We start from the raw sequence: 19491 nt of genomic DNA, 5'->3' as shown, positions 1-19491 counted from the left end.
TCCCGTGCACCCGCAGCTCGGCTGGATAGAGGCTTGTCATCGAAGCTGGATCGGCGAGCCGGATACTCCCTCAGGAAACGGCGCCTGTTGCGGGGGCGGCACATCATTTCGGATCAGAAGAACACCCGGGGCAGGTTTGGCGGTACCCGCCGGCGGCCGGCTGGACAATCGGAAATTGGTAGCCTCTCCGGGGCAATCAATGTCCGACTACACCTTTCAATCCGGCATAGATTGATCCAATTGCAGTAGCAGCCGCACCGGCGAGAGGCCCGACGGTCCGCAATAAATCCTGCATGAGACGCGCTCTTCGACGAAGCTGCTCCTCCCCAACATGAGGCCCGAGAAGGCGAGCAAGCCTGAATGCGGCTGGGTTTGGACGGCCACCACGCGACAACGTGTTTGGCAGCACCTGGAACACCAAAACACTCAAGATGTTTCCGGTGACGAATGCCAGGCAGATGCTGGCCATATATTCCGCAACTTCACGCCACTCCACTTGCGAAGCTGGAAGAATGGGTACGCCGTCGTTGACACCCGTTATGACAAGCATAAGGACGACGCTGACCGCCGCAGCGAGTATTCCTAACGGGAATGCTCCACGTAGTCCCAGCCGACTTATCGTATAGGCGAGAAAACCAAAAGGAACAGGAATGATGACGGACGCCAGGCGCAAATAGATTGGTTGGATGTTGAATACGATCGTTACAAGGACATGAGAGACAACCAGCAAGAAGACCGGGGCAAGGATATATAGAACTGAATAGGTAACAAAGCAGCGAACAGGATGCTTGATTCGGTCGAGCTTGGCGCCCGTTCGATCAAGCTCTTGCTGCAACTTGTCAAACTCGAAGACGAGTTCCTGAATTTCCAGGAGTACCGGGCGAACGATGCGAAGATCTCGCGAGCAATGCCTGCAGGCGATCGCTTCGTGTTTGACGGTTTCGGCGCAGAAGGGACATTCCATCAGCTTCGGCTACGCTTCTTGGCACGCACAAGGGAGTCAATTTCTTCCCTCATCCTGAAAAGCTCGTCGCGCGCGCCATCTATTTTTCGTACGAGGTCATCTCGTTCCGCGATCAGCGACGCCGGCACGCCGACGTCACGAGAGCAGGAGCTGCAAACAAGAACGGCAGGCTCAATTTCGGACGCGCAATATGGACAATTCATTTTCATCCAATTCGAATGTTGAATTCAAATGTAGCCACGAAGCCGATACGTTCCCTGCGCCCGTCAGGGCATGACCTTGAGCTTGATGATTTTGGAGAACGCACGGCCCTCCGAGTCTTTGATCCCGAACCGTATAAAGTGCTCGCCCGGCGGCAGCTGTGCGTCAGGAATGTCTATGCCCGATTGTTGAGCGAAGGGCCTAATTCGAGGGGTCAGGTCAACTGTTGGATTCTTGATATACGTTGCCCGAAATGCATCCAGGTCAATGGTCGAACCGCCGAACGCTCTAAATTTCAACTTTAGATGCATGGGCTCGCGAAGCGCAGCCTTGTCTTCCATATCAAGCTCGATCTTCGGTCCGCGCGTAATGCCGCGGTCAGACGGAGGGGGCATTTCTTTCGGAGGGGGCAACTTCGCTTCTTCCTCCGTGACAATTACGGTCTTGGCGAAACTTGGCTGCCCCGTCATCGCCACAAGGCAACTTGCCATTGCGGCAGCGGCAAGCGCAGCTCGCAGGGTCATCTGACAAGGCATTTCCAAACCTTTCTCCGGTCGCTGATCGACTAGCGTCGAAGGAGCCGGTTCCCGAACGGCCCCCACGGGTATCATAACACTACCGCGGTAAGGATTGTCGCGCGCGCCTTTGAGAAGAAGCTGATAGCATTGGTCTTATATTTGCGGTTGTAAGAGGTGGACACACCATGTCGGCCAGCAATAATCGTTTGATAGAAGTTTTTTCTCGCGCAATCGCTTTTTCAATTCTTGCATTGGTAACAATGTTTGCCAATCCCGCTCTTTCACAATCGGGGAATCCAGCGCTCCAAAGGTGCCGAGAAACGGTTGGGAGACCAATCGTAATGCCGTGCATGAGAGCGGGTGGAAACCTTGAATCATGCCGAGCTCTCGCAACCCCAAAGGTCAGAGCATGCGTTCAAGCCGCTATGGGCAATGCGGCAGGACGACCACACGGCTCTCCTCCAGGACAAAAGCGCTCAGCAGCAGGGCCGGCTGTCGGTCGGGCGAGAGCGCTCATCGAACAAGGAAAGTTTGCGGCGGCAATCACCGAGCTTGATCAGGCGGTCAAACAGGATCCCCAATTTGCATTTGCGTTCGCCTGGCGCGGCACGGCCAAGAGCCGAATGGGACAGTTCAGCGAAGCCATGCCAGATCTGAACGAGGCGTTGCGGCTCGATCCTCGAAACGTGCTCGCGCTCGTCCAGCGCGGATACGCCTTTTTCTTGTTGAGGGATAATGGAAAGGCGCTGGCCGACCTGAACGCTGCCGGAGAAATTGATGCCGGCGCGCCTGGGCCTTACGCTTTTCGAGGCTTGGTCTACTCGGATATGGGAGAGCAGGAGAGAGCTCTTACAGAACTCAACAAAGCTTTGAAATTGAATCCGGACTTTGCAGTGGCCCACGGGGGAATCGGCGGCGTCTACAACAAGCAACAGGAATACGAGAAAGCCTTGTTGGCATTCAACAAGGCCCTCGCGCTCGCTCCGCGACACGTGCCGAGCCTTAGCGGAAGAGGCTTCAGCCATTTCAGCCTTGGCGAATATGATCGAGCAATTGCTGACTTGAATGAATCGATCAAACTCATTTCCAAGTTCTCGAGGCCCTACGTAAATCGCGGCCGATCCTACCTTGCCGTTGGCAATTTGCCGGCGGCGATAGCGGACTTTGATGAAGCGCTCAAATTAGAACCAAAAAACATGACGGCTTTGCTTCAACGCGCTTCCGCGTTCGAACGCTCGCGAGAGCTGGAGAAGGCGCGTACTGACCTTCAGGCTGCACTCAGCATCGCCCCATCGCATCCTGTAGCTGTGGCAGGCCTCGAGCGGATCGATACGAAGCTCGGTGCGACGCGTCCATCCAATGAGCGGGCGGGTGGCCGCATCGCTTTGGTAATCGGCAATTCCAAATACGAAAGTTTCGATTCGCTCGCGAATCCGAAACGGGACGCGGAACTCGTGGCGGATGCGCTTGGAAAATCAGGCTTCCAGAGCGTGAAGTTGTTGACCGACGCAAGCCGGGAGACGCTTTCGGCCGCGCTGCAGGCTTTTTCCAATGACAGCAAGAATGCCAACTGGGCCGTCATTTATTTTGCAGGACATGGGATTGAGCTCGATGGCAGCAATTATCTTGTTCCCGTTGATGCAAAGTTTGAAACGGACGCCGACATTCCAAAGGAAAGCGTGGCCCTCGATCAAATCCTCAACGCCGTCAGCTCGGCTGATAAAATGCGCCTTGTGGTCCTGGATGCATGCCGGGAAAATCCGTTTGCTGAAAAGAAGTCACTTTCCGTGGGGAGGGGTTTAGCGAGGATCGAGCCCGAAAGCGGAACACTCGTCGCATTCGCGACCAAGCACGGTCATCTCGCGACAGATGGCGCAGGGGAAAACAGCCCGTTTACGACTTCTCTCATTCGACGAATGGATGCTCCCGGACTGGAGATCGCCCAATTGTTTCGTATGGTCCATGATGACGTTTACACAAGCACGGGAAAGAAGCAGGAACCTTTTACGTATGGGCAATTGTCGGCGCAGGGCTTCTATTTCAAGGCGAGATAGATCCAAATCGCGCTGCAACGCACCGGCCATCCGCGCCCAATGAGCCACTGGAATATCCAAGAACCGGATAATTGACCCGCCACGGTCCCGGTCGGTTTGGCGCGCGCTCGCGGTCCCGGCACCATTCGATGAACGGTTGCCTTAGGGGCTTGCTTCCCGAAATAGCCCCAAAGGCCGTTGCCGTCACCAGACCAATCGGCTAAATGAAGCCCCACTGCACCCGTAGCTCAGCTGGATAGAGCGTTGCCCTCCGAAGGCAAAGGTCACACGTTCGAATCGTGTCGGGTGCGCCAATAAAGTGCACCCCAATATCCTGTCCCCCGGGGTCACGCAGCGGAGTGATGAGTGACCCGGAATGGCTGAAGCTGATCTAGACGCCGTAATCCGGCAACTCGCCAAAGCACAGAACAAGAGCCTGATGGCCGCCGCCAAAAAGCGGCAGGGCCTGTTTATGGCCAAGGCCGCCTCGGCCAAGGACAAGGAAGCCAAGGCGCGGTTCAAGCTGCTCGCCCAAAGCGCTATGCTGCATGGCACGGCGGCGGCGAAACGGCTGCAGAACTCCGCCGACAACGCCGCCGACAGCTACGCGCGGGCGGTTAAATACGCGGCGGAAGAAATCGCGGCGATGAAGCTCGCCAAGAAAACCGAGAAGCAGGCCGAGAAGAAGGTCGAGAAGCAGCCTGCGAAGGCCGCGAAGAAGGCCAAGAAAGCCGCCAAGAAAAAGGCCTGAGCGCGGCTAGCCGCGCAGCATTTCCTTCAGCTTCAGCACCGCGCTGTCGGGCGTTGTGACGACCGGCCGGCCCGAGGCTTTCGCGACCATCTCGGCGGCGGGCGCCATGCTGTATTGCGCCAGCGCGATCAGGTCGCAATCACGCAGGTCCCTGGACGCCTCCACCACCAGACGATCATGCGTGGCGCGATCGCCGCGGTCGAGGGCGGCCATGGCACCATCAGCCAGTTTCGGCACCAGCTCGATCGAAGCCGGAAATTCCCGCGGCATCGACACCAGCGTCGGCGGGAACGAGGACAGCAGGCCGATTTTGCGGCCCCTGGTGACAGCCTGCTCGATCATCGCCTCGTTCGGCTTGAGCACCGGCATCGGCGCATGCGCGCGTGCCACCGCTTCGATGCACGGACCGAAGGCGGAACAGGTAAACAGGATCGCATCCGAACCGGTGCCCGCCGCGTAGCGCCCAAGTTGCAGGAAGCGCCCGGTCATGGCCTCGGTGAGCCCGCCATCGCGCGCCAGATCGGCCGACAGGCTGTCGTCCAGCAAATTCATCAGCCGCGCGTCGGGCCAAAGTTTTGCAAACGAGGCCTCGATCGGCACGATCGAGTGTTTCAGGGCGTGGATGAGGGTAATGCGCATGCTGATCAATGTGGCGGCGGCGCGATCGGTGTCAACCCGGTGCGCCGCCATTGTCACCGCACCCGCCAGCACCAGGCGGGAGGCGATTCACGCCGATTCGACCTTGCCGGGAACCCCGGCGATCTGGCGCTGAACAACGGACTGACGGCGCCGGCACTTGCCGCCGCGGTCACACGCTTGAATCGTGGCGCGGGCGCCGGCGCTGATCGCGTTGTAGCCGGGCGGGATCGCGATCCCTGCGGATCCGGTTCTTGAAACGGTGACCGACGACGATGAGGGCATCTTGACGACGCCCGGCATCATCGGCTGCGGGCGATGCAGGCAAATCCGTTTCCGCCGGCTGGTTATCCTGACTCACGGCTTCGAGCGCCGCGAGAAAATCGCGGCCCGCTGTCGTGATCTGCCATCCTTCGTCGTCACGCAGCACATAGCCGGCGCCAAAGATGTCGATCGCCGGAACGCGTCGGGCCAGGCGTTTGATGCGCGCGTTCCAGTCCGGGCCGCTGGCGGAGAGAATGACGATGTCTCGCTTGAGTGAAGCAAGCGTGGCCCGGCCGCTGCCGTGACTGGCCAAGACCTTCAGAATAGCAACCTGTATGCTCACGCCAACGCCTCGGACCGCGACGGTTCTTTTTGTTCTGTGCGATCGGAGGCGACCGTATTTCCTCGTTGAGGCGCTCGTCCAGCAACCGCGACCAGTTATCCGCAGCCTTGAGAAGGGCTTACGCATGCTTTCGCAAGCCGCCGCCTCTGCAATTCCGCGGGGCGGCATGCGCGGGCGTTCACGCAGCCTTGCGCGCGCCGACGCGGCGTTCGGGCCGCGCTGCCGACATCGACTCTTCCTCACCGTCCTGCGCCGCGCCCCAGAACTCCGACACCGTTGGTCCATCCTTGAGCCTGATGTCGCGCAGGAATCCCCAGATCTCGTGCGGCCAGACCCGGCGCCCCATCTGCGTGTACCAGCGCATTGCGTGCCGCAGGCCGGCGTCGCGATGGAACAGGACGCGCAGGATCGCCTTCGGGCGGCATTGCAGCACCATCTCGGTGAATTTGAACCAGAGCAGCACGCGCCACGGCGCCATATGGCGCGTCGCCAGCACCTGGTGCTTGTAATCCCAGCGCCGGCGGTCGGTCTGGATCACACGGCGATCGGCCGCGAGCCGGAAATACGGCGTCCAGCGGTGCGGCGTGACGTAGAGCATCTGGATCTGGTCGGGATCGTACGACAACAGCTGCCGCAACCCGCGCCAATGATCGCGATCGGTCTCCTCCTCGAAGCCGACCACCCATGTCGCCATCGACAGGATGCCGTGCTGGCGCATCAGGCGAATCGCTTCGCGGTCGGTGGTGGTGGTCGCGCCCTTGCGGATCAGTTCGAGCGTCTTCTCGTCGGTGTTCTCCATGCCGAGCAGGAAGCGCTGCCAACCTGCCTTCTTGTAGAGGTGCAGGATGTCGGCGTCGCGAACGATGTCGTCGGCACGGGTTGAGCCGACCAGGATCAGATCGACATTCTCCGCGATCAGTGCCTCGAGAAAGGCGCGCCACGCCTTCTTCGATACCGTCGGATTCTCGTCGGCGAAGTTGATGACCTTGACGCCGTGCTCGCGATGCAGGCGCGCCAGCTCTTTCGCGAACCGGATCGGATCGCGGTGGCGCCAGCGGGTCCAGAAGCCGCGCTGGCCGCAGTAATTGCACAGATGCGGACAGCCGCGCGAAAACTGCACCACCACGGCGCGCAGGCCGCCCCAGTAGCTGTACCGCGCGTGATCGATCAGTTCCCAGCCGACCCGGTAGGCATCGAGATCGCGGATCACGGGCGCAGGCTGAGTGGCGCTGATATCGTTGCCGTCGCGGAAAGCGATGCCCGCGATAGTGCCGAGATCGTGGCCATATTCGAGCGCACGCATCAGTCGCCGTGCGGTCTCCTCGCCCTCGCCGCGCACGATCGCGGTGACATAGGGCTCGTCGCGCAACACCTCGCGCCAATGATAGGTCGGGAACACGCCGCCATAGACGATCAGAACATTGGGCAAGGCGCGCACGATTGCCTGCGCGATCTCGGCGATGACGGGATGACCCGAGGTCGAGCCGGAATGACCGAACAGCACGGCGTCCGGCGCGAATGCCAGCGCCTCGGCTTTGATTGATCGCACCGGCATGGGCCCGAACTCGCCATCCAGCAGGCGAACCTCGTGGCCGTCGTCGATCAGCGGGCCGCCGATCGACAGCAGGCCGAGCGGCGGCAAATGGTCATCGGGGATCTGGCTGCCGATCGAAGGATGCGGCACGTTGACGAGAAGAATACGCATGGGACGTCGCTCCGCTCTGTTGGCGTCATCGTTCGTCCCCGCATGTCGTGAAAGAGCCCGGCCCCCCGGGCCGGCGCCTGGTAAGGGAATTAGAGGCTCGGCACCTCTTCCGGTGCGATCGCCTGCAGGCCGCCGAAGCGGCGTTCGCGGCGATGGAACGCGCCGAGGGCTTCGGCAAGATCCTGCGCCTCGAATTCCGGCCACATCCGTTCGGTGAAGTGCAGTTCGGCGTAGGCGCCTTCCCAGAGCAGGAAGTCCGACAATCGCTTTTCTCCGCTGGTGCGGATGATGAGGTCGACGTCGCGAAGGTTTTTTTCACCGGTGATGAGTTCGGCGAGCCTCTCGCGGGTGAGATCGACAATGCCCGCCGCACGCGTTGCGGCGTTGAGGATGGCGTCGCGGGCCGAGTAATCGATCGCGATGCGCAGATGCAACGCATCGCCGGCGGCGGTGGCCGCTTCCGCGCGGGTGATGGCGTGGGCGATGCCTTCGGGAATGCGATCGCGGCGTCCGATCACGGTGAGACGGACGCCGTTGCGGACCAGCGCCTCGACCTCGTTGGCGAGATAGAATCGCAACAGCGCCATCAGCGCAGAGACTTCGGTCTTCGGCCGACGCCAATTGTCGCTGGAGAAAGCATACAGCGTCAGCGCACCGACGCCCTGCCCTGGCGCCGCCTCGACCACGCGCCGGATCGCTTCGACGCCGGCCTCGTGGCCACGCAACCGCGACATCCCGCGCCGCGTCGCCCATCGGCCATTGCCATCCATGATGATGCCGATATGCAGCCGCGCCGCGTCCTGTGTGGCTTCGAGTTTTGGGGAGAGATTACTTTGCATCACAAAGTCTCCGATCAAAAAAAGGGGATGGCGGTCAGACCGGCAGGATACCGAGCCGGGCGATGGCGGTGTCTTCCTTGCCGGCGGCCTTGGCGGCGTCGCGCACCAGACGCTCCAGCACGGCGAGATAGTCGAGGAAACGGCGGCGGCCGCTTTTGGTCAGGCGGCAGGTGGTGTGGGGACGGTTGCCTTCATAACCTTTGGTGACCTCGACCAGGCCTGCCTCCTGCAGAACCTGCAGATGCCGGCTGAGATTGCCGTCGGTGAGGCCGCAGAGTTGCTTGAGGTCGGCGAAGGCCAATCCCTTGGGATGAGCCATCAGCGAGGTCAAGAGCCCGAGCCGCGCCTTCTCGTGGATCACGCGATCGAGCCCGTCATAGGAGAACGGCGCGCTGTTGGGTTCAGTCTTCGGCATCATTCTCTCCGGACGCAAAATGCAGCAGTGCGGCCATCAGGAGCTGCCCGACCGCGAATGGCACGCCCATCATCCAGGGCGACAGCAGATGGTCTTGGCTGGCGAGCAGCAGGACCGTAAAGCCCGACAGGAAATACCAGGCACCACCGAAGGCGATGCTGCGCGGCAATGTGCGCACCGAGGCGAACACGCCAAGGCTGACCAGCACCTGGCACAGTCCCGGCAGCATCCACAGCGTTTCGGGCGCGAACTTCCACAGCATGATCCCCAGCAACAGGCCGGCGACACCGGGCGGGAGAAATTGCTCGAACGCCTGCTGGATCATGGCGTCGGCGAGGCCCGAATGATGCCGGCGCGAGCGCGCCAGCATCTCGAACCAGATCAGCGCGCCGGAGAACAGCGCGGCGGCCGCCCAACCGGCAAAGAACATGACCGGTTGCCCGGTCGGATCGTTGAGCCAGAGGAATTGCAGGATCGCGGTAAGCAGAGCGATGCCGCTGGTGGCAGCAACCGTCGCCGGACCATAGCCGCGAAACGCAGTGCCGGCCGCAATCTGGCTGCGGATCGCCAGGATATCAGCCAACGCCTTGTCGAGGTCGCGCATCGCTCACCCTTACTTTGTATCGCAAAGTATACCGGATTACAAAGTAATTGCAAGGGCGATGCGCGAAGCCGCGATTGCGCGGCTAACTCAACGGCTTATCCACTCGTAACGCCTTGGCGGCGGCTTCGCTCAGACTTTCACCAGGCTCTCGAACCCGCCATAGATCATCCGCTTGGGATCAAACGGCATCGACTTCATATCCCCCATCGAATTGAGCCGGGGATCCGCCATCACCTTGGCATTGATCTTGTCTCGTTGCGCGCGCGATTTGTAGGTGATCCAGGCGAACACCACGGTCTCGCCCGGCTTCTGCTTGACGCTGCGCGGAAACGAGGTGAGCTTGCCGACCTTGACGTCGTCCGCAACCCATTCGCGGTAATCCAGCGCGCCGTATTCGCGCCAGATCTTGCCGGCCTTGGTGGACATCTTGCGATAGGCCGCGATGTTCTTCTTTGGAACTGCGACGATGAATCCGTCGACATAGGCCATGGGTTTTGTTCCCTCTGCTTGTTCGCGTCACTGCAGGGAGCGCAAGCGACGACTTATGTTAGGAGTGACAGCAGGATGCCTGAACCGGCGCCGGTGTGTACTGGTCACGTAGCCGCACCCAGTCCATCGGATATGGCAGTTCCTCCTCATGACGACCGAGCGGCGTCAGGTCGAGATAATGATAGGCAGCGTTCATCATGTCGAGGCCGCGCGCGAAGCAGGAATAGGTATGGAAGATAGTCCCGGCTTCGTCGCGATAGAACACGCTGATCCCGGGCGCTTCCTCCATGCCGAAGCGCGTGGTGCCGAAATTATACCTGTTGTCGCCTGATTTGAGCGCCTCCGGCGTGAACGACACCTCGTAATCGTAGTTGAAATCGTTATTCCCCGACGACAGCCAGTCGAAGGCCCAGCCCATCCGCGCCTTGAACGCGGCAAGTTTTTCAGCCGGCGCGCGCGAAATCGCGACCAGCGTGGTGTCGCGCGCGGCGAGATGCGGAATCATGCGCTCAAATCCATCAGCCCAGAACGAGCAGTGCTTGCAACCTTCGTTCCAGTCCGGCGCAAACATGAAATGCTGCACCACGAGCTGGCGGCGCCCCCTGAACAGCTCGGCCAGCGTTACCTTGCCGCCGGGCCCGTCGAACGCATAGTCCTTGTCGACCTTGACCCAGGGCAACGCGCGACGTTCCTCGCTCAGGCGCTCGCGCGCCTGCGTCAGTTCCTTCTCATGCACGAGATGGGCTTTGCGCGCGGCGATCCAAGCTTCGCGCGAGACGACATTATGCGGCTGCATGGGCAGCTCCTGTGTTGAGCGTTCAGCTGACGAATTGTTCGAGCTTGCCGAGCAGTTCGGTCCAGCCCTTCTCATGGCCGTCGCGCGCGGCTTCGTTGAAGAACTGCTCGTGATGCAGCGTCAACAGCGTGCCGGCGCCGTCCGGCTTCAACATGATGGAGAGCTGCGATTCGCGCTCCGGCGTCGAGTGCCAGGCCCAGCTCATCACCAGCAGCTCGTTCGGCACGATTTCGCGATAAACGCCGCCAGCCTGAAAATACTCGCCGTCGGTGGCGTAGAAGCTGATGCGGTAGCGGCCGCCGACACGCAGATCGGTCTCCGCCTGCACCGAGCCTTCCCTGACCCTGGAGGGTCCGAACCACGCCGCTAGTTTTTCCGGGTCGGTCCACGCGGCGTAGATTTTCGCCGGCGCCGCATTGATACGACGCTTGAGGGTGAGGCTTGGGCTGGTTGCGATACCGGCGTCGCGGCGAGAATCTGGCTGGATGCTTGACTGGGTGGCCATGGGTCTTCCTCCACAAAAGCTGCAAGACGGTCGAGATTGTCGGACCAGAAGCGCTGGTAGCGGTTCAACCAGTCCATCGCCTGCTCCATAGGCTTGGCGGTCAACCGGCACGCCACGGTGCGGCCGGTCTTCTCGCGCGCGATCAGGCCGGCATCCGACAACACGTCGAGATGCTTCATGATCGCGGGCAGCGACATGGCAAAGGGCTGCGCCAGTTCGCTCACGGAAAGGCTTTCGCGGTCGCCGAGCCGCGCCACCAGTGCGCGCCTCGTCGGATCGGCGAGGGCTGCGAAGGTACGGTCCAGGACGTCTTCGTAATACTTAACCATATGGTTTAGTATAGACGCAAAAGATCAGGCGTCAAGCGCCCGCTGCTGATTTTCCTGATCAATAATCCCGATAGACCCGGCCGCGCCGCGGCTGCTGGTTCAATGCCGCGCGTGGATTGACGCTGCAATAAACGCCGCGCCCGGCGGCGGAGGCCATGCACTGCTGATAGGTCTGGTAAGAACAGTCGCCGGGAATGCCGACGCCCCGGCCCTGAACGCAATAGGGGTAATCGTAAGCGGCCGCTGGCGTCGGGCCAGCCATCGTGGCCGATCCCGCCGCCAGCAAAAACAACACTGCCAAGTTCGCGTTGCGCATGATCGGATCCTCCTACGCGGCAACCATACCGCGTCGCCGGGTCGCATCAGGTTCAAAACCTCGCGACCCGGAGCAGGTTCCAGCGCGGCGCCTTACTGCACTTTCTCGATATTGGCGCTGTCGATCACTTTCTTCCACTTCTCGGTTTCTTCCACGATCATCTTGCCGAACGCTTCGGGCGGGCCGATCAGCGGCTCGCCGCCGAGGTCGACCAGCTTCGCCTTGATCGCGGGCTCCGCCAGCACCGCGTTCACTTCCTTGTTCAGCTTCTCGATGATTTCCTTGGGCGTGTTCTTCGGAGCGCCCATGCCGAACAGCGCGCTCGCCTCGTAGCCGGGAATGGTATCGGCAAGCACCGGCACGTCAGGCAGCAGCCCGGACCGCACCGTCGAGGTCACCGCCAGCGCTCGCAGCGAACCGGCACGGATGTGCTGCAGGATCGAGGGCATGTTGTCGAAGATCACCTGAACCTGGCCGCCGAGCAGGTCGGTGATCGCCGGCGCTGCGCCGCGGTAGGGCACGTGCTGCATCTTGGCGCCTGACATCATCATGAACATTTCGCCGGACAGATGCACCGACGTGCCGTTGCCCGAGGACGCCAAATTCACCTTGCCCGGGTTGGCCTTCACATAGGCGACGAACTCGGCAACCGTCTTCGCCGGCACGTTATTGTTGACCGTCATCACGTTCGGCACGCGATTGAACGCCGCGACCGGCGCGATGTCGCGCACGACGTTGAATTTCAGGTTGGCGTACAGAGACGCGTTGATGTAGTTCGCCGGATTGACCAGCAGAAGCGTGTAGCCGTCCGGTTCGGCGTTGATCACCGATTCGGTGGCGATGTTGTTGCCGGCGCCGGGCTTGTTTTCGATCACGAATTGCTGGCCAAGCCGCTCCGACAGCCGCTGGCCGAGCAGGCGCGCAATGATGTCGGTGGCGCCGCCGGGCGGATATCCGACCACCCACTTGACCGGCCGCGTCGGATAATCCGCCGCCAAGGCAGTGCCGATCGAAGCGGTCATCGAAAGGCCGATTGCCGTCAGGCAGATCGCGGTACGGCGTGAAATCATGAGTTATTCTCCCTGGGGGCCCGGGTTCACCCGGGCCGTTTCTATTGAACTGAGCAAGGGCCGCGTTGTAACAAACAAACATCCATGCGACCAGTGCGACGCAACGCCCTCAAGGCGCGACCAAAGGATTAGGCATGTCCGTCAAAGTGAGTGCGCTCGATCATCTCGTCATCAATGTCTCCGACGTGGCGCGTTCCGCCGAGTGGTATCGGAACATCCTCGGCATGGAGATCAAGGTGTTCGATCCGGGTCCGGGCAAAACGCCGCGGACATCGCTGGTGTTCGGGAACCAGAAGATCAACGTGCGGCCGCGCGATGCCGACAAGGTCGAGTGGTTCACCGCCGATCATGAGACCGCCGGCAGCGACGATCTGTGCTTCCTGACCGCGAGCACGCCGGACCAGGTGGTCGCGCACCTTGAGGCCAACGGCGTCGCGATCGAGGAAGGCCCCGTCGCCAAACAGGGTGCGCGCGGCACGCTGCGCTCGGTCTATTGCAGGGATCCGGACGGGAGTTTGATCGAGATTTCGTCGTATGAGGATGGTGCGGCGTAAGGCGTTTTGCTTTTTCGTCATGGCCGGGCTTGACCCGGCCATCCACGTCTTTCTCTCCGCCATACCGTGAAGACGTGGATGCCCGGGACAAGCCCGGGCATGACGAGCTTCTACGATTTGCGCGCCGCGCCATCCGATGGCAGAACTACTCCCAAGCAATAACCAAGGCAGCGCTCGAAGCTGCACCGGGAGGACAGATGTCTATTTCACAGGCAGTGCCGGGCGTCGTCGGACCGTTCGCCGGCCTCGACGTGCCGTGGCTGCTGCGGATGCGGGCCGAGAGCCGCCGCGATCATCCGTTTCTGATCTGGGCGCCGTTCGAGGCTCCGGCGCGGAGCTGGTCCTACGGCGAATTTCACGAACGCGTCGGCGCGCTGGCGGCGGGCCTGGTCAAGCGCGGCATCAAGCCCGGCGACTATGTGCTTGTTCATCTCGACAATTGCATCGAGGCGATGCTGGCGTGGTTCGCCTGCGTCGAACTCGGCGCCATCGCCGTCACCACCAACACCCGTTCGGCCGCCGCCGAAATGGAATATTTCGCCGGCCATTGCGGCGCGGTCGCCGCGATCACCCAGCCGGCCTATGCTGAATTGATTTCGGCCCATTGCCGCGACCTGCGCTGGATCGCCGTGATCTCGCATGACGCCGGCGCCGCGCCCGCGCAAGCTGCGGCACGCGGCGATAGTTTCGAATCGTTGTTTGCCGACAGCGCCGACCGGCCGCGCCGCGCCACCGACCCGTCCGCGCCCTGCAGCGTGCAGTATACCTCCGGCACCACGTCGCGCCCGAAGGCAGTGCTGTGGACGCATGCCAACGCGCTGTGGGGCGGCAAGATCAACGCCGCCCATGAGGATTTGCATCAGGGCGACGTGCACCAGACCTATCTGCCGCTGTTTCACACCAACGCGCTGGCCTATTCGATGCTCGCAGCGCTGTGGGTCGGCGCGTCCTGCGTGATCCAGCCGCGGTTTTCCGCCAGCCGGTTCTGGAACGTCGCGCTGGAGCATGGCTGCACCTGGACCTCGACGATCCCGTTCTGCCTGAAAGCGCTGCTCGAGCACGAGATCCCGAAGCATCACAAATTCCGGCTCTGGGGCACCGCGGTGAACGATCCGCCGCCTTTCGCCGCCTTCGGCGTCAAGACCATCGGCTGGTGGGGCATGACCGAGACCATCACCCACGGCATCGTCGGCGAGGTCGACCAGCCCAACACGCCGATGTCGATCGGCCGCGCCGCGCCGGAATACGAGATCCGCATTACCGATGACGACGGTTCACCAACCCAAGTCGGCGACACCGGCAATCTCCTGATCAAGGGCATTCCCGGCCTGTCATTGTTTGCCGAGTATCTGCACAACGACAAGGCCACCCGCGAGAGCTTCGACGAGCACGGCTATTTCATCACCGGCGACCGCGTCACGCTGCTGGACAACGGCTTCATCAAGTTCGGCGATCGCGCCAAGGACATGCTGAAGGTCGGCGGCGAGAATGTCGCGGCGTCCGAGATCGAACAGGTGGTCGCGCTGGTGCCGGGCGTGCGCGAGGCCGCGGTGGTGGCGAAGAAGCATCCGATGCTGGACGAGGTGCCGGTCGTGTTCATCATTCCGCTGGCGGGCGTCGCGGCCGCGCCGGCCGAACTGCAGGACAAGGTGATGGCGGCCTGTCGCAATGCGCTGGCCGACTTCAAGGTGCCGCGCGAGATAATTTTTGTCGACGAGATGCCGCGCTCGACGCTGGAGAAGGTGGCGAAGGCGGAATTGCGGAAGTTGCTGGAGTGAGCGCGGCTGTCTTCTTCGTCATTGCGAGCGTAGCGAAGCAATCCATACTTCCGTTCACGCTGAGATGGATTGCTTCGCTGCGCTCGTAATGACGCGGAGAGCCTAGCCATACCCGAACGCGATCGGGCGGAAGGCCTGCAGCAAATGCTGGTCGAGCTTGTCGCCCATCTCTTCCATCACCCTGAACGCCTTGACGTGGGTGAATTGCAGCCGGTAGGCGCGCTTCTCGACCAGGGCGGCGTAGATGTCCACGATCGTCGTCAGGCGCACGATGTCGCTGATCTCCTTGCCGGAGAGGCCGTCGGGATAGCCGGTGCCGTCGAGGAATTCATGGTGGTGCAGCACCACGTCGAGCATTTCCGGCGGAAAACCGCCTTGCGCCGCCAACGCGTCATAGCCGCGGCGCGGATGCTGGCGCATCTCGTGCATTTCCTCCGGCGTCAGCGGATCCGGCTTGTCGAGGATCGCGACCGGGATGAACGCCTTGCCGACGTCGTGCAACAGCGCGGCGCGGGCGAGACGGCGCTGGTCGTCCTCGCGCATGCCAAGGTGCTGCGCGAAGGCGACCGCAAAGCCGGTGACGAACAGGCAGTGCCGATAGCTGTCGGTGTGGTGGCAGCCGACCGTCGTCAGCCATTCACGCAGCGAGGTGTGCTTGATGGCTTTCAGAATCTTGTTTTCGGCCTGCACGATGTCGCTGTATTTCAGCGGCTCGCCGGCCCGCATGCCGTTGAAAATCCTGACCATGACGCCGTGCGCGGCTTCGACACCGCGGTTCAGCGCCTTGCCGCGGTCGGTCTCGTTGTAGGAACTGTCGTCCGGGAACGCGGCCCGGATGCGCTGCAGGATGCCTTGCGCGTCGAACGGGCGCGCGATGGTGTCGGTGGCGCCGAGCGCCCAGGCCTGCATCGAGCCGTGATGCAGCGCATCCGCCAGCACGAACAGCCGCGGCATTTCGCGATAGGCCTCGGTGCGCAGCTTGTTGCGCACCATCTGCACGCTCTCGGCCGAGCGCAAATTGATATCGACCACGATGCCGGAGAGATCGCGCGCCGGCGCGTCGGGAATATCCGTGGTGGCGATCATGTCCACCTGGCCGACCGACTGCAGAATGCCGGCCAGTTCGCTGCTTTGATCGCTCCGATCCGACGCCAGCAGCAGCCGGCGCTTGGACGGAGTCTTGTTGGTTAATGCTGTCATAGGACCCCAGGGCCTTGCGGTGATGACCGTTCGCCAAGCTACCGGATAAGGAGTTCCCTGTGGCTTAAGACGTATCGTGAATGTTGATTGATCAGGATTGTTAGAATTTTAGGGATTCCATTCGCGGTTGTTGCCTGATCGCGGGCCGCCGCTCCACACAACTGTCGTCCTCCGCGAAAGCGGGGGACCCAGTACGCCGCGGCTTCTCGGCTCTATTATCAGCGCCTCTGGAATACTGGGTCGCCCGGTCAAGCCGGGCGATGACACTGAATATGTGGCTGCGATCTCGCGGCGCATGGCGCCCGAGCTTTGCCAGAAAATCCTTACCCCCAAAATCAGAGGGCGCAGGGAATGCCGGATGCGCGCTGCACCCGCGGTCTCATGTGCGATTGTGCATAAGAATGCTGCACATGAGCATACAGGGCAGCGGAGAGCGTCCGACATTCCCTGCGCAATGGCTTTACGGCTTATGACGCGCTCTCCCCGGTGAGACGGCCTCTATTGCCACCGTCACTGCGCAGGGCGTGAGCCATTGCGCAGCTTGACGCCGTTACGGGCGCCAGGACCACACGCTTTTGCCGTACGCATCAGCCGCGACCGTCAATCGCAACGTCAGCGTCCACCGCATCCCCGCCCCTCGTCATGACGACGGCCGACGCCCCTCTGAGTGGGACGGGATGGCGATAGATGCGCACTGATTTGGGTCGGGCGACAACAGAAACATTTTTGATTTACGGAAATTTTTGGCTTGACACGATTTCTGTAAATCGCAAGTGATTTGCCCGTCGGGTTGATTTGTCGCAGCCGAAACCGCAAGATTGCGCATGCGCGCAAGGCGACTCAATCGGGGTTTTGCAATTCATCCGGAAGGAAACTACGGTGGAAGATAATGCAATCAGCCGTGGTCGATTTGGATGAATGTTGTTGGTCGGATCGAAAGCGTTTGGCGCTATCCTGTGAAGAGCATGCGCGGCGAAATGCTGCCGGAAACCTATGTCAGCTTCTCCGGAGTTTTGGGCGACCGCCTCTACGCGGTCCACAACTCGGCCGCGCCCACGGCATTTCCGTATCTGACGGCACGGGCTCGCCCGGATATGCTGCTGTATCGTCCGTTTTTCCGCGAGCCGGCGCGTTCGGTGCTGCCGAGCAACCTTGCCGAGGCCGAGGCGCGCGGACCTGGCATCACCCCGCTTTTTCCGGGCCTTGAGGATCTGGCCGTCGATGTCGCGGCACCGTCGGGAGAAATTTTTGGGGTTGATGATGACAGATTGCTCGGCGCGCTGACCGACGAATCGTCGCCGGGCACTCTGACGATGCGACGGTCCGATCGCGCGATTACGGATTGCCGGCCGCTGTCGTTGCTTGCGACCCGGACGATCGACGGCATTGGCCGCGCAGTGGGCCTGAGGCTCGACAAGCGCCGCTTTCGCGAAAACCTCTATGTCGATCTCAACTCCGGCGAAAGCTTCGCCGAAGACGCCTTCGTCGGCCGGCGGCTGCGGATCGGTCCGAAACTGACGGTCCACATTCTGGAACGCGACATCCGTTGCCGCATGATCAACATCGATCCGGAGTCGCTCGAAGAGAACTCCGAGATTTTGCAATATGTCGCCAAGAACCATGACAACAGAGCCGGCGTCTACGCCGCTGTGCTGGTGGAGGGTCTGGTTCGACCGGGTGACGAGATCGTTGTTGAGGATTAATCACGGCGTAGTTCTCTTCAACCGCTGATCGATGCGAGATGGCGGATTAAAGGGAATCCGCCCAGTTCCAGCCAATAGGCACGTGGTCTTGATTTCGGCCAAAGAGATGCCGAAGTTTCGCAGGCATCAACGTCAGGAATGAATCATATGGCCACCTTTATCCTGATCCCCGGAGGCTGGCAGGGCGGCTGGGTCTACCAACAGGTGGCCGAGATACTTGCCGCGCACGGGCACAAAGCCTTGCCGATCACGCTTTCAGGGCTCGGCGATGCTCCCGCCCCGATGGCCAATCTTGAAACCCACATTGGTGAGGTCGTCAGTGCCGTGAAGTCGCAGCAGGGCGACGTGGTCCTTGTTGGGCAATCCTACGGCGGGATGGTCGTGAGCGGCGCGGCCGATGCTGCGCCATCGCAAATCCGGGCGCTGGTCTATGTGGACGCCTATGTGCCTGACACCGGCGACTCCGTCTGGTCGCTGACGACGCCGCGTTTTCGCGATCTCTTCGTCTCGGGCGCGAGGGCCGACGGACTAAACTGCGCGCCGCCTCCCACCCTTGACCCGCGATGCCGGCCGCATCCGATGGGGACGTTTCTGCAATCCATCAATCTCAGCGGACGCTGGCGCGAAGTGCCGCGCAAGACCTTCGTCGGGCGCATGGCTGGGAGGGCAGTCCGTTCCTCGACCTTTATCAACGCTTGAGCGGCGAGCCGGAGTGGTCGACCTTTGCCCTCGATTGCGGGCACAATGTAGCGCGGCTGCAGCCCGAGGCTTTGGCCGAGATATTGCTGGCTCAGGTTTGAACGAGCAGCGACTGCAATCCATCCAAAGCGGAAGCTTAGTCACTGCGTAGGGCGGGTTCTCTTTAACCCGCCATCTCGCAAATCGAGCGGCGGGTTAAAGAGAACCCGCCCTACGAAGGTCTACGGCCAACCGTGGTGCGATCACCGTCGTTCGCCGAAGTCCCCGCTCGTCTCGCCATCCCCAGCCCAATCCTCCGGAAACAATCCGGCGCCAACATCGCGATGAAACGAGGAATGCGGCCAATCGCGCACGCGCGTGACGAGGCCGTGCTTGAGCGGATTGATGTAACAATACTCGACGTGGCGCGCATAATCAGCTTCGTCGCGAATAAGGTGCTCCCAAAATCTGCGTTGCCAAATGCCACGTTCGTTGCGCGCGACTCGAACAGCGCTGAGCCGCTCCTGCTTCGGCAATGCCCGCGCGAAACGGCTCTTGATCAGACGCCAGCGGGTGGAGAAGTCATGATCACCGGGCGGCAGCGTCCAGACCGCATGCACATGATCGGGCAACACGACGAAGGCATCGATCGTGAACGGATGACCCATACGCGTTGCCGCAACGGCGTCGCGCAAGCTCTCGATATGCTCGACGAGCAGGGATTTCTGCCGCTCCACCAGGTTGACCGTAAAGAACCAGCAGCCGCCTGGAACGAACGCGCGACGATAATTTGGCATAGG

23 protein-coding genes and 1 tRNA gene are annotated in these 19491 nt (G+C 61.5%); 8 read left to right on the top strand and 16 right to left on the bottom strand.

Going from position 1 to position 19491, the window contains the following annotated elements:
• Window positions 1–196: 196 nt before the first annotated feature.
• Both JQ558_RS11235 and JQ558_RS11230 read right to left on the bottom strand, forming a co-directional pair.
• Entirely contained in the window at window positions 197–964 is a 768-nt protein-coding gene (locus JQ558_RS11235; RefSeq protein ID WP_212207077.1) for a hypothetical protein, read from the bottom strand.
• A gap of 266 nt (window positions 965–1230) precedes the next feature.
• Entirely contained in the window at window positions 1231–1689 is a 459-nt protein-coding gene (locus tag JQ558_RS11230; protein ID WP_212293663.1) for a hypothetical protein, read from the bottom strand.
• Window positions 1690–2108: 419 nt separating this feature from the next.
• On the opposite strand from JQ558_RS11230, the gene JQ558_RS11225 reads away from it, so the two are divergent.
• From JQ558_RS11225 to JQ558_RS11215, 3 genes are all read left to right on the top strand, one after another.
• A complete protein-coding gene (locus JQ558_RS11225; RefSeq protein WP_212207076.1) occupies window positions 2109–3737 on the top strand; it encodes a tetratricopeptide repeat protein in 1629 nt (542 codons plus the stop codon).
• Between the two features lie 216 nt (window positions 3738–3953).
• Window positions 3954–4030, top strand: a tRNA-Arg gene (locus JQ558_RS11220).
• 62 nt (window positions 4031–4092) lie between these two features.
• A complete protein-coding gene (locus tag JQ558_RS11215) occupies window positions 4093–4467 on the top strand; it encodes a hypothetical protein (protein ID WP_212293662.1) in 375 nt (124 codons plus the stop codon).
• 6 nt (window positions 4468–4473) lie between these two features.
• On the opposite strand, the gene JQ558_RS11210 is transcribed toward JQ558_RS11215, so the two are convergent.
• Entirely contained in the window at window positions 4474–5106 is a 633-nt protein-coding gene (locus tag JQ558_RS11210; RefSeq protein ID WP_212207175.1) for an aspartate/glutamate racemase family protein, read from the bottom strand.
• Between JQ558_RS11210 and JQ558_RS11205 the strand changes: the two genes are divergently transcribed.
• Window positions 5099–5239 carry a hypothetical protein gene (locus tag JQ558_RS11205; protein WP_212293661.1) on the top strand — a complete coding sequence of 47 codons (141 nt, stop codon included), beginning with the start codon at window positions 5099–5101 and terminating at the stop codon, window positions 5237–5239. The genes JQ558_RS11210 and JQ558_RS11205 overlap by 8 nt on opposite strands.
• Before the next feature lie 36 nt (window positions 5240–5275).
• Here JQ558_RS11205 and JQ558_RS11200 read toward each other — a convergent pair whose 3' ends face one another.
• The 11 genes from JQ558_RS11200 to JQ558_RS11150 form a co-directional block, all read right to left on the bottom strand.
• Window positions 5276–5710 carry an aminoacyl-tRNA deacylase gene (locus JQ558_RS11200; protein WP_312014722.1) on the bottom strand — a complete coding sequence of 145 codons (435 nt, stop codon included), beginning with the start codon at window positions 5708–5710 and terminating at the stop codon, window positions 5276–5278.
• A gap of 178 nt (window positions 5711–5888) precedes the next feature.
• The gene (gene bchE / locus JQ558_RS11195) at window positions 5889–7415 is read right to left on the bottom strand and encodes a magnesium-protoporphyrin IX monomethyl ester anaerobic oxidative cyclase (RefSeq protein ID WP_212293660.1); all 1527 of its coding nucleotides are present in this window, start codon (window positions 7413–7415) and stop codon (window positions 5889–5891) included.
• 89 nt (window positions 7416–7504) lie between these two features.
• Entirely contained in the window at window positions 7505–8254 is a 750-nt protein-coding gene (locus JQ558_RS11190) for a di-trans,poly-cis-decaprenylcistransferase (protein ID WP_212293659.1), read from the bottom strand.
• 34 nt (window positions 8255–8288) lie between these two features.
• Window positions 8289–8669: a transcriptional regulator gene (locus tag JQ558_RS11185; RefSeq protein ID WP_212293658.1), complete on the bottom strand. Its 381-nt coding sequence runs from the start codon at window positions 8667–8669 to the stop codon at window positions 8289–8291.
• The gene (locus tag JQ558_RS11180) at window positions 8656–9273 is read right to left on the bottom strand and encodes a hypothetical protein (protein ID WP_212293657.1); all 618 of its coding nucleotides are present in this window, start codon (window positions 9271–9273) and stop codon (window positions 8656–8658) included. Before JQ558_RS11180 ends, JQ558_RS11185 begins: the two co-directional genes overlap by 14 nt.
• A gap of 129 nt (window positions 9274–9402) precedes the next feature.
• Window positions 9403–9762, bottom strand: a complete 360-nt coding sequence (locus JQ558_RS11175) for a DUF1428 domain-containing protein (protein WP_212293656.1) — start codon at window positions 9760–9762, stop codon at window positions 9403–9405.
• A 58-nt stretch (window positions 9763–9820) separates the two neighbouring features.
• Window positions 9821–10558, bottom strand: a complete 738-nt coding sequence (locus JQ558_RS11170; RefSeq protein ID WP_212293655.1) for a DUF899 domain-containing protein — start codon at window positions 10556–10558, stop codon at window positions 9821–9823.
• 22 nt (window positions 10559–10580) lie between these two features.
• Window positions 10581–10958 carry an SRPBCC domain-containing protein gene (locus JQ558_RS11165; protein ID WP_312014980.1) on the bottom strand — a complete coding sequence of 126 codons (378 nt, stop codon included), beginning with the start codon at window positions 10956–10958 and terminating at the stop codon, window positions 10581–10583.
• Complete coding sequence (locus tag JQ558_RS11160; RefSeq protein WP_212293654.1) at window positions 10925–11392, bottom strand: helix-turn-helix transcriptional regulator; 468 nt, start codon at window positions 11390–11392, stop codon at window positions 10925–10927. Before JQ558_RS11160 ends, JQ558_RS11165 begins: the two co-directional genes overlap by 34 nt.
• 58 nt (window positions 11393–11450) lie before the next feature.
• Window positions 11451–11708, bottom strand: coding sequence for a DUF3551 domain-containing protein (locus JQ558_RS11155; protein ID WP_212293653.1), 258 nt, complete (start codon window positions 11706–11708; stop codon window positions 11451–11453).
• A gap of 92 nt (window positions 11709–11800) precedes the next feature.
• The gene (locus JQ558_RS11150; RefSeq protein ID WP_212293652.1) at window positions 11801–12778 is read right to left on the bottom strand and encodes a tripartite tricarboxylate transporter substrate binding protein; all 978 of its coding nucleotides are present in this window, start codon (window positions 12776–12778) and stop codon (window positions 11801–11803) included.
• Window positions 12779–12912: 134 nt separating this feature from the next.
• On the opposite strand from JQ558_RS11150, the gene JQ558_RS11145 reads away from it, so the two are divergent.
• Window positions 12913–13332 carry a VOC family protein gene (locus JQ558_RS11145; protein WP_212293651.1) on the top strand — a complete coding sequence of 140 codons (420 nt, stop codon included), beginning with the start codon at window positions 12913–12915 and terminating at the stop codon, window positions 13330–13332.
• 197 nt (window positions 13333–13529) lie between these two features.
• Entirely contained in the window at window positions 13530–15110 is a 1581-nt protein-coding gene (locus JQ558_RS11140) for an AMP-binding protein (protein WP_212293650.1), read from the top strand.
• A gap of 102 nt (window positions 15111–15212) precedes the next feature.
• Here JQ558_RS11140 and JQ558_RS11135 read toward each other — a convergent pair whose 3' ends face one another.
• Complete coding sequence (locus JQ558_RS11135) at window positions 15213–16310, bottom strand: HD-GYP domain-containing protein (protein WP_212275757.1); 1098 nt, start codon at window positions 16308–16310, stop codon at window positions 15213–15215.
• Between the two features lie 914 nt (window positions 16311–17224).
• Between JQ558_RS11135 and JQ558_RS11130 the strand changes: the two genes are divergently transcribed.
• Together JQ558_RS11130 and JQ558_RS11125 are read left to right on the top strand one after the other, a co-directional pair.
• Window positions 17225–18013, top strand: coding sequence for an MOSC domain-containing protein (locus JQ558_RS11130; protein WP_212293649.1), 789 nt, complete (start codon window positions 17225–17227; stop codon window positions 18011–18013).
• A gap of 147 nt (window positions 18014–18160) precedes the next feature.
• Window positions 18161–18712, top strand: coding sequence for an alpha/beta fold hydrolase (locus JQ558_RS11125; protein ID WP_212293648.1), 552 nt, complete (start codon window positions 18161–18163; stop codon window positions 18710–18712).
• Between the two features lie 242 nt (window positions 18713–18954).
• Here the strand turns inward: JQ558_RS11125 and JQ558_RS11120 are convergent, their stop codons facing one another.
• The gene (locus JQ558_RS11120) at window positions 18955–19488 is read right to left on the bottom strand and encodes an REP-associated tyrosine transposase (protein WP_212293647.1); all 534 of its coding nucleotides are present in this window, start codon (window positions 19486–19488) and stop codon (window positions 18955–18957) included.
• Window positions 19489–19491 lie beyond the last annotated feature (3 nt).

Source organism: Bradyrhizobium sp. AUGA SZCCT0160, from assembly GCF_018130105.1.
GTDB lineage: Bacteria > Pseudomonadota > Alphaproteobacteria > Rhizobiales > Xanthobacteraceae > Bradyrhizobium.
This window is presented reverse-complemented; position numbering and strand designations above follow the sequence as displayed.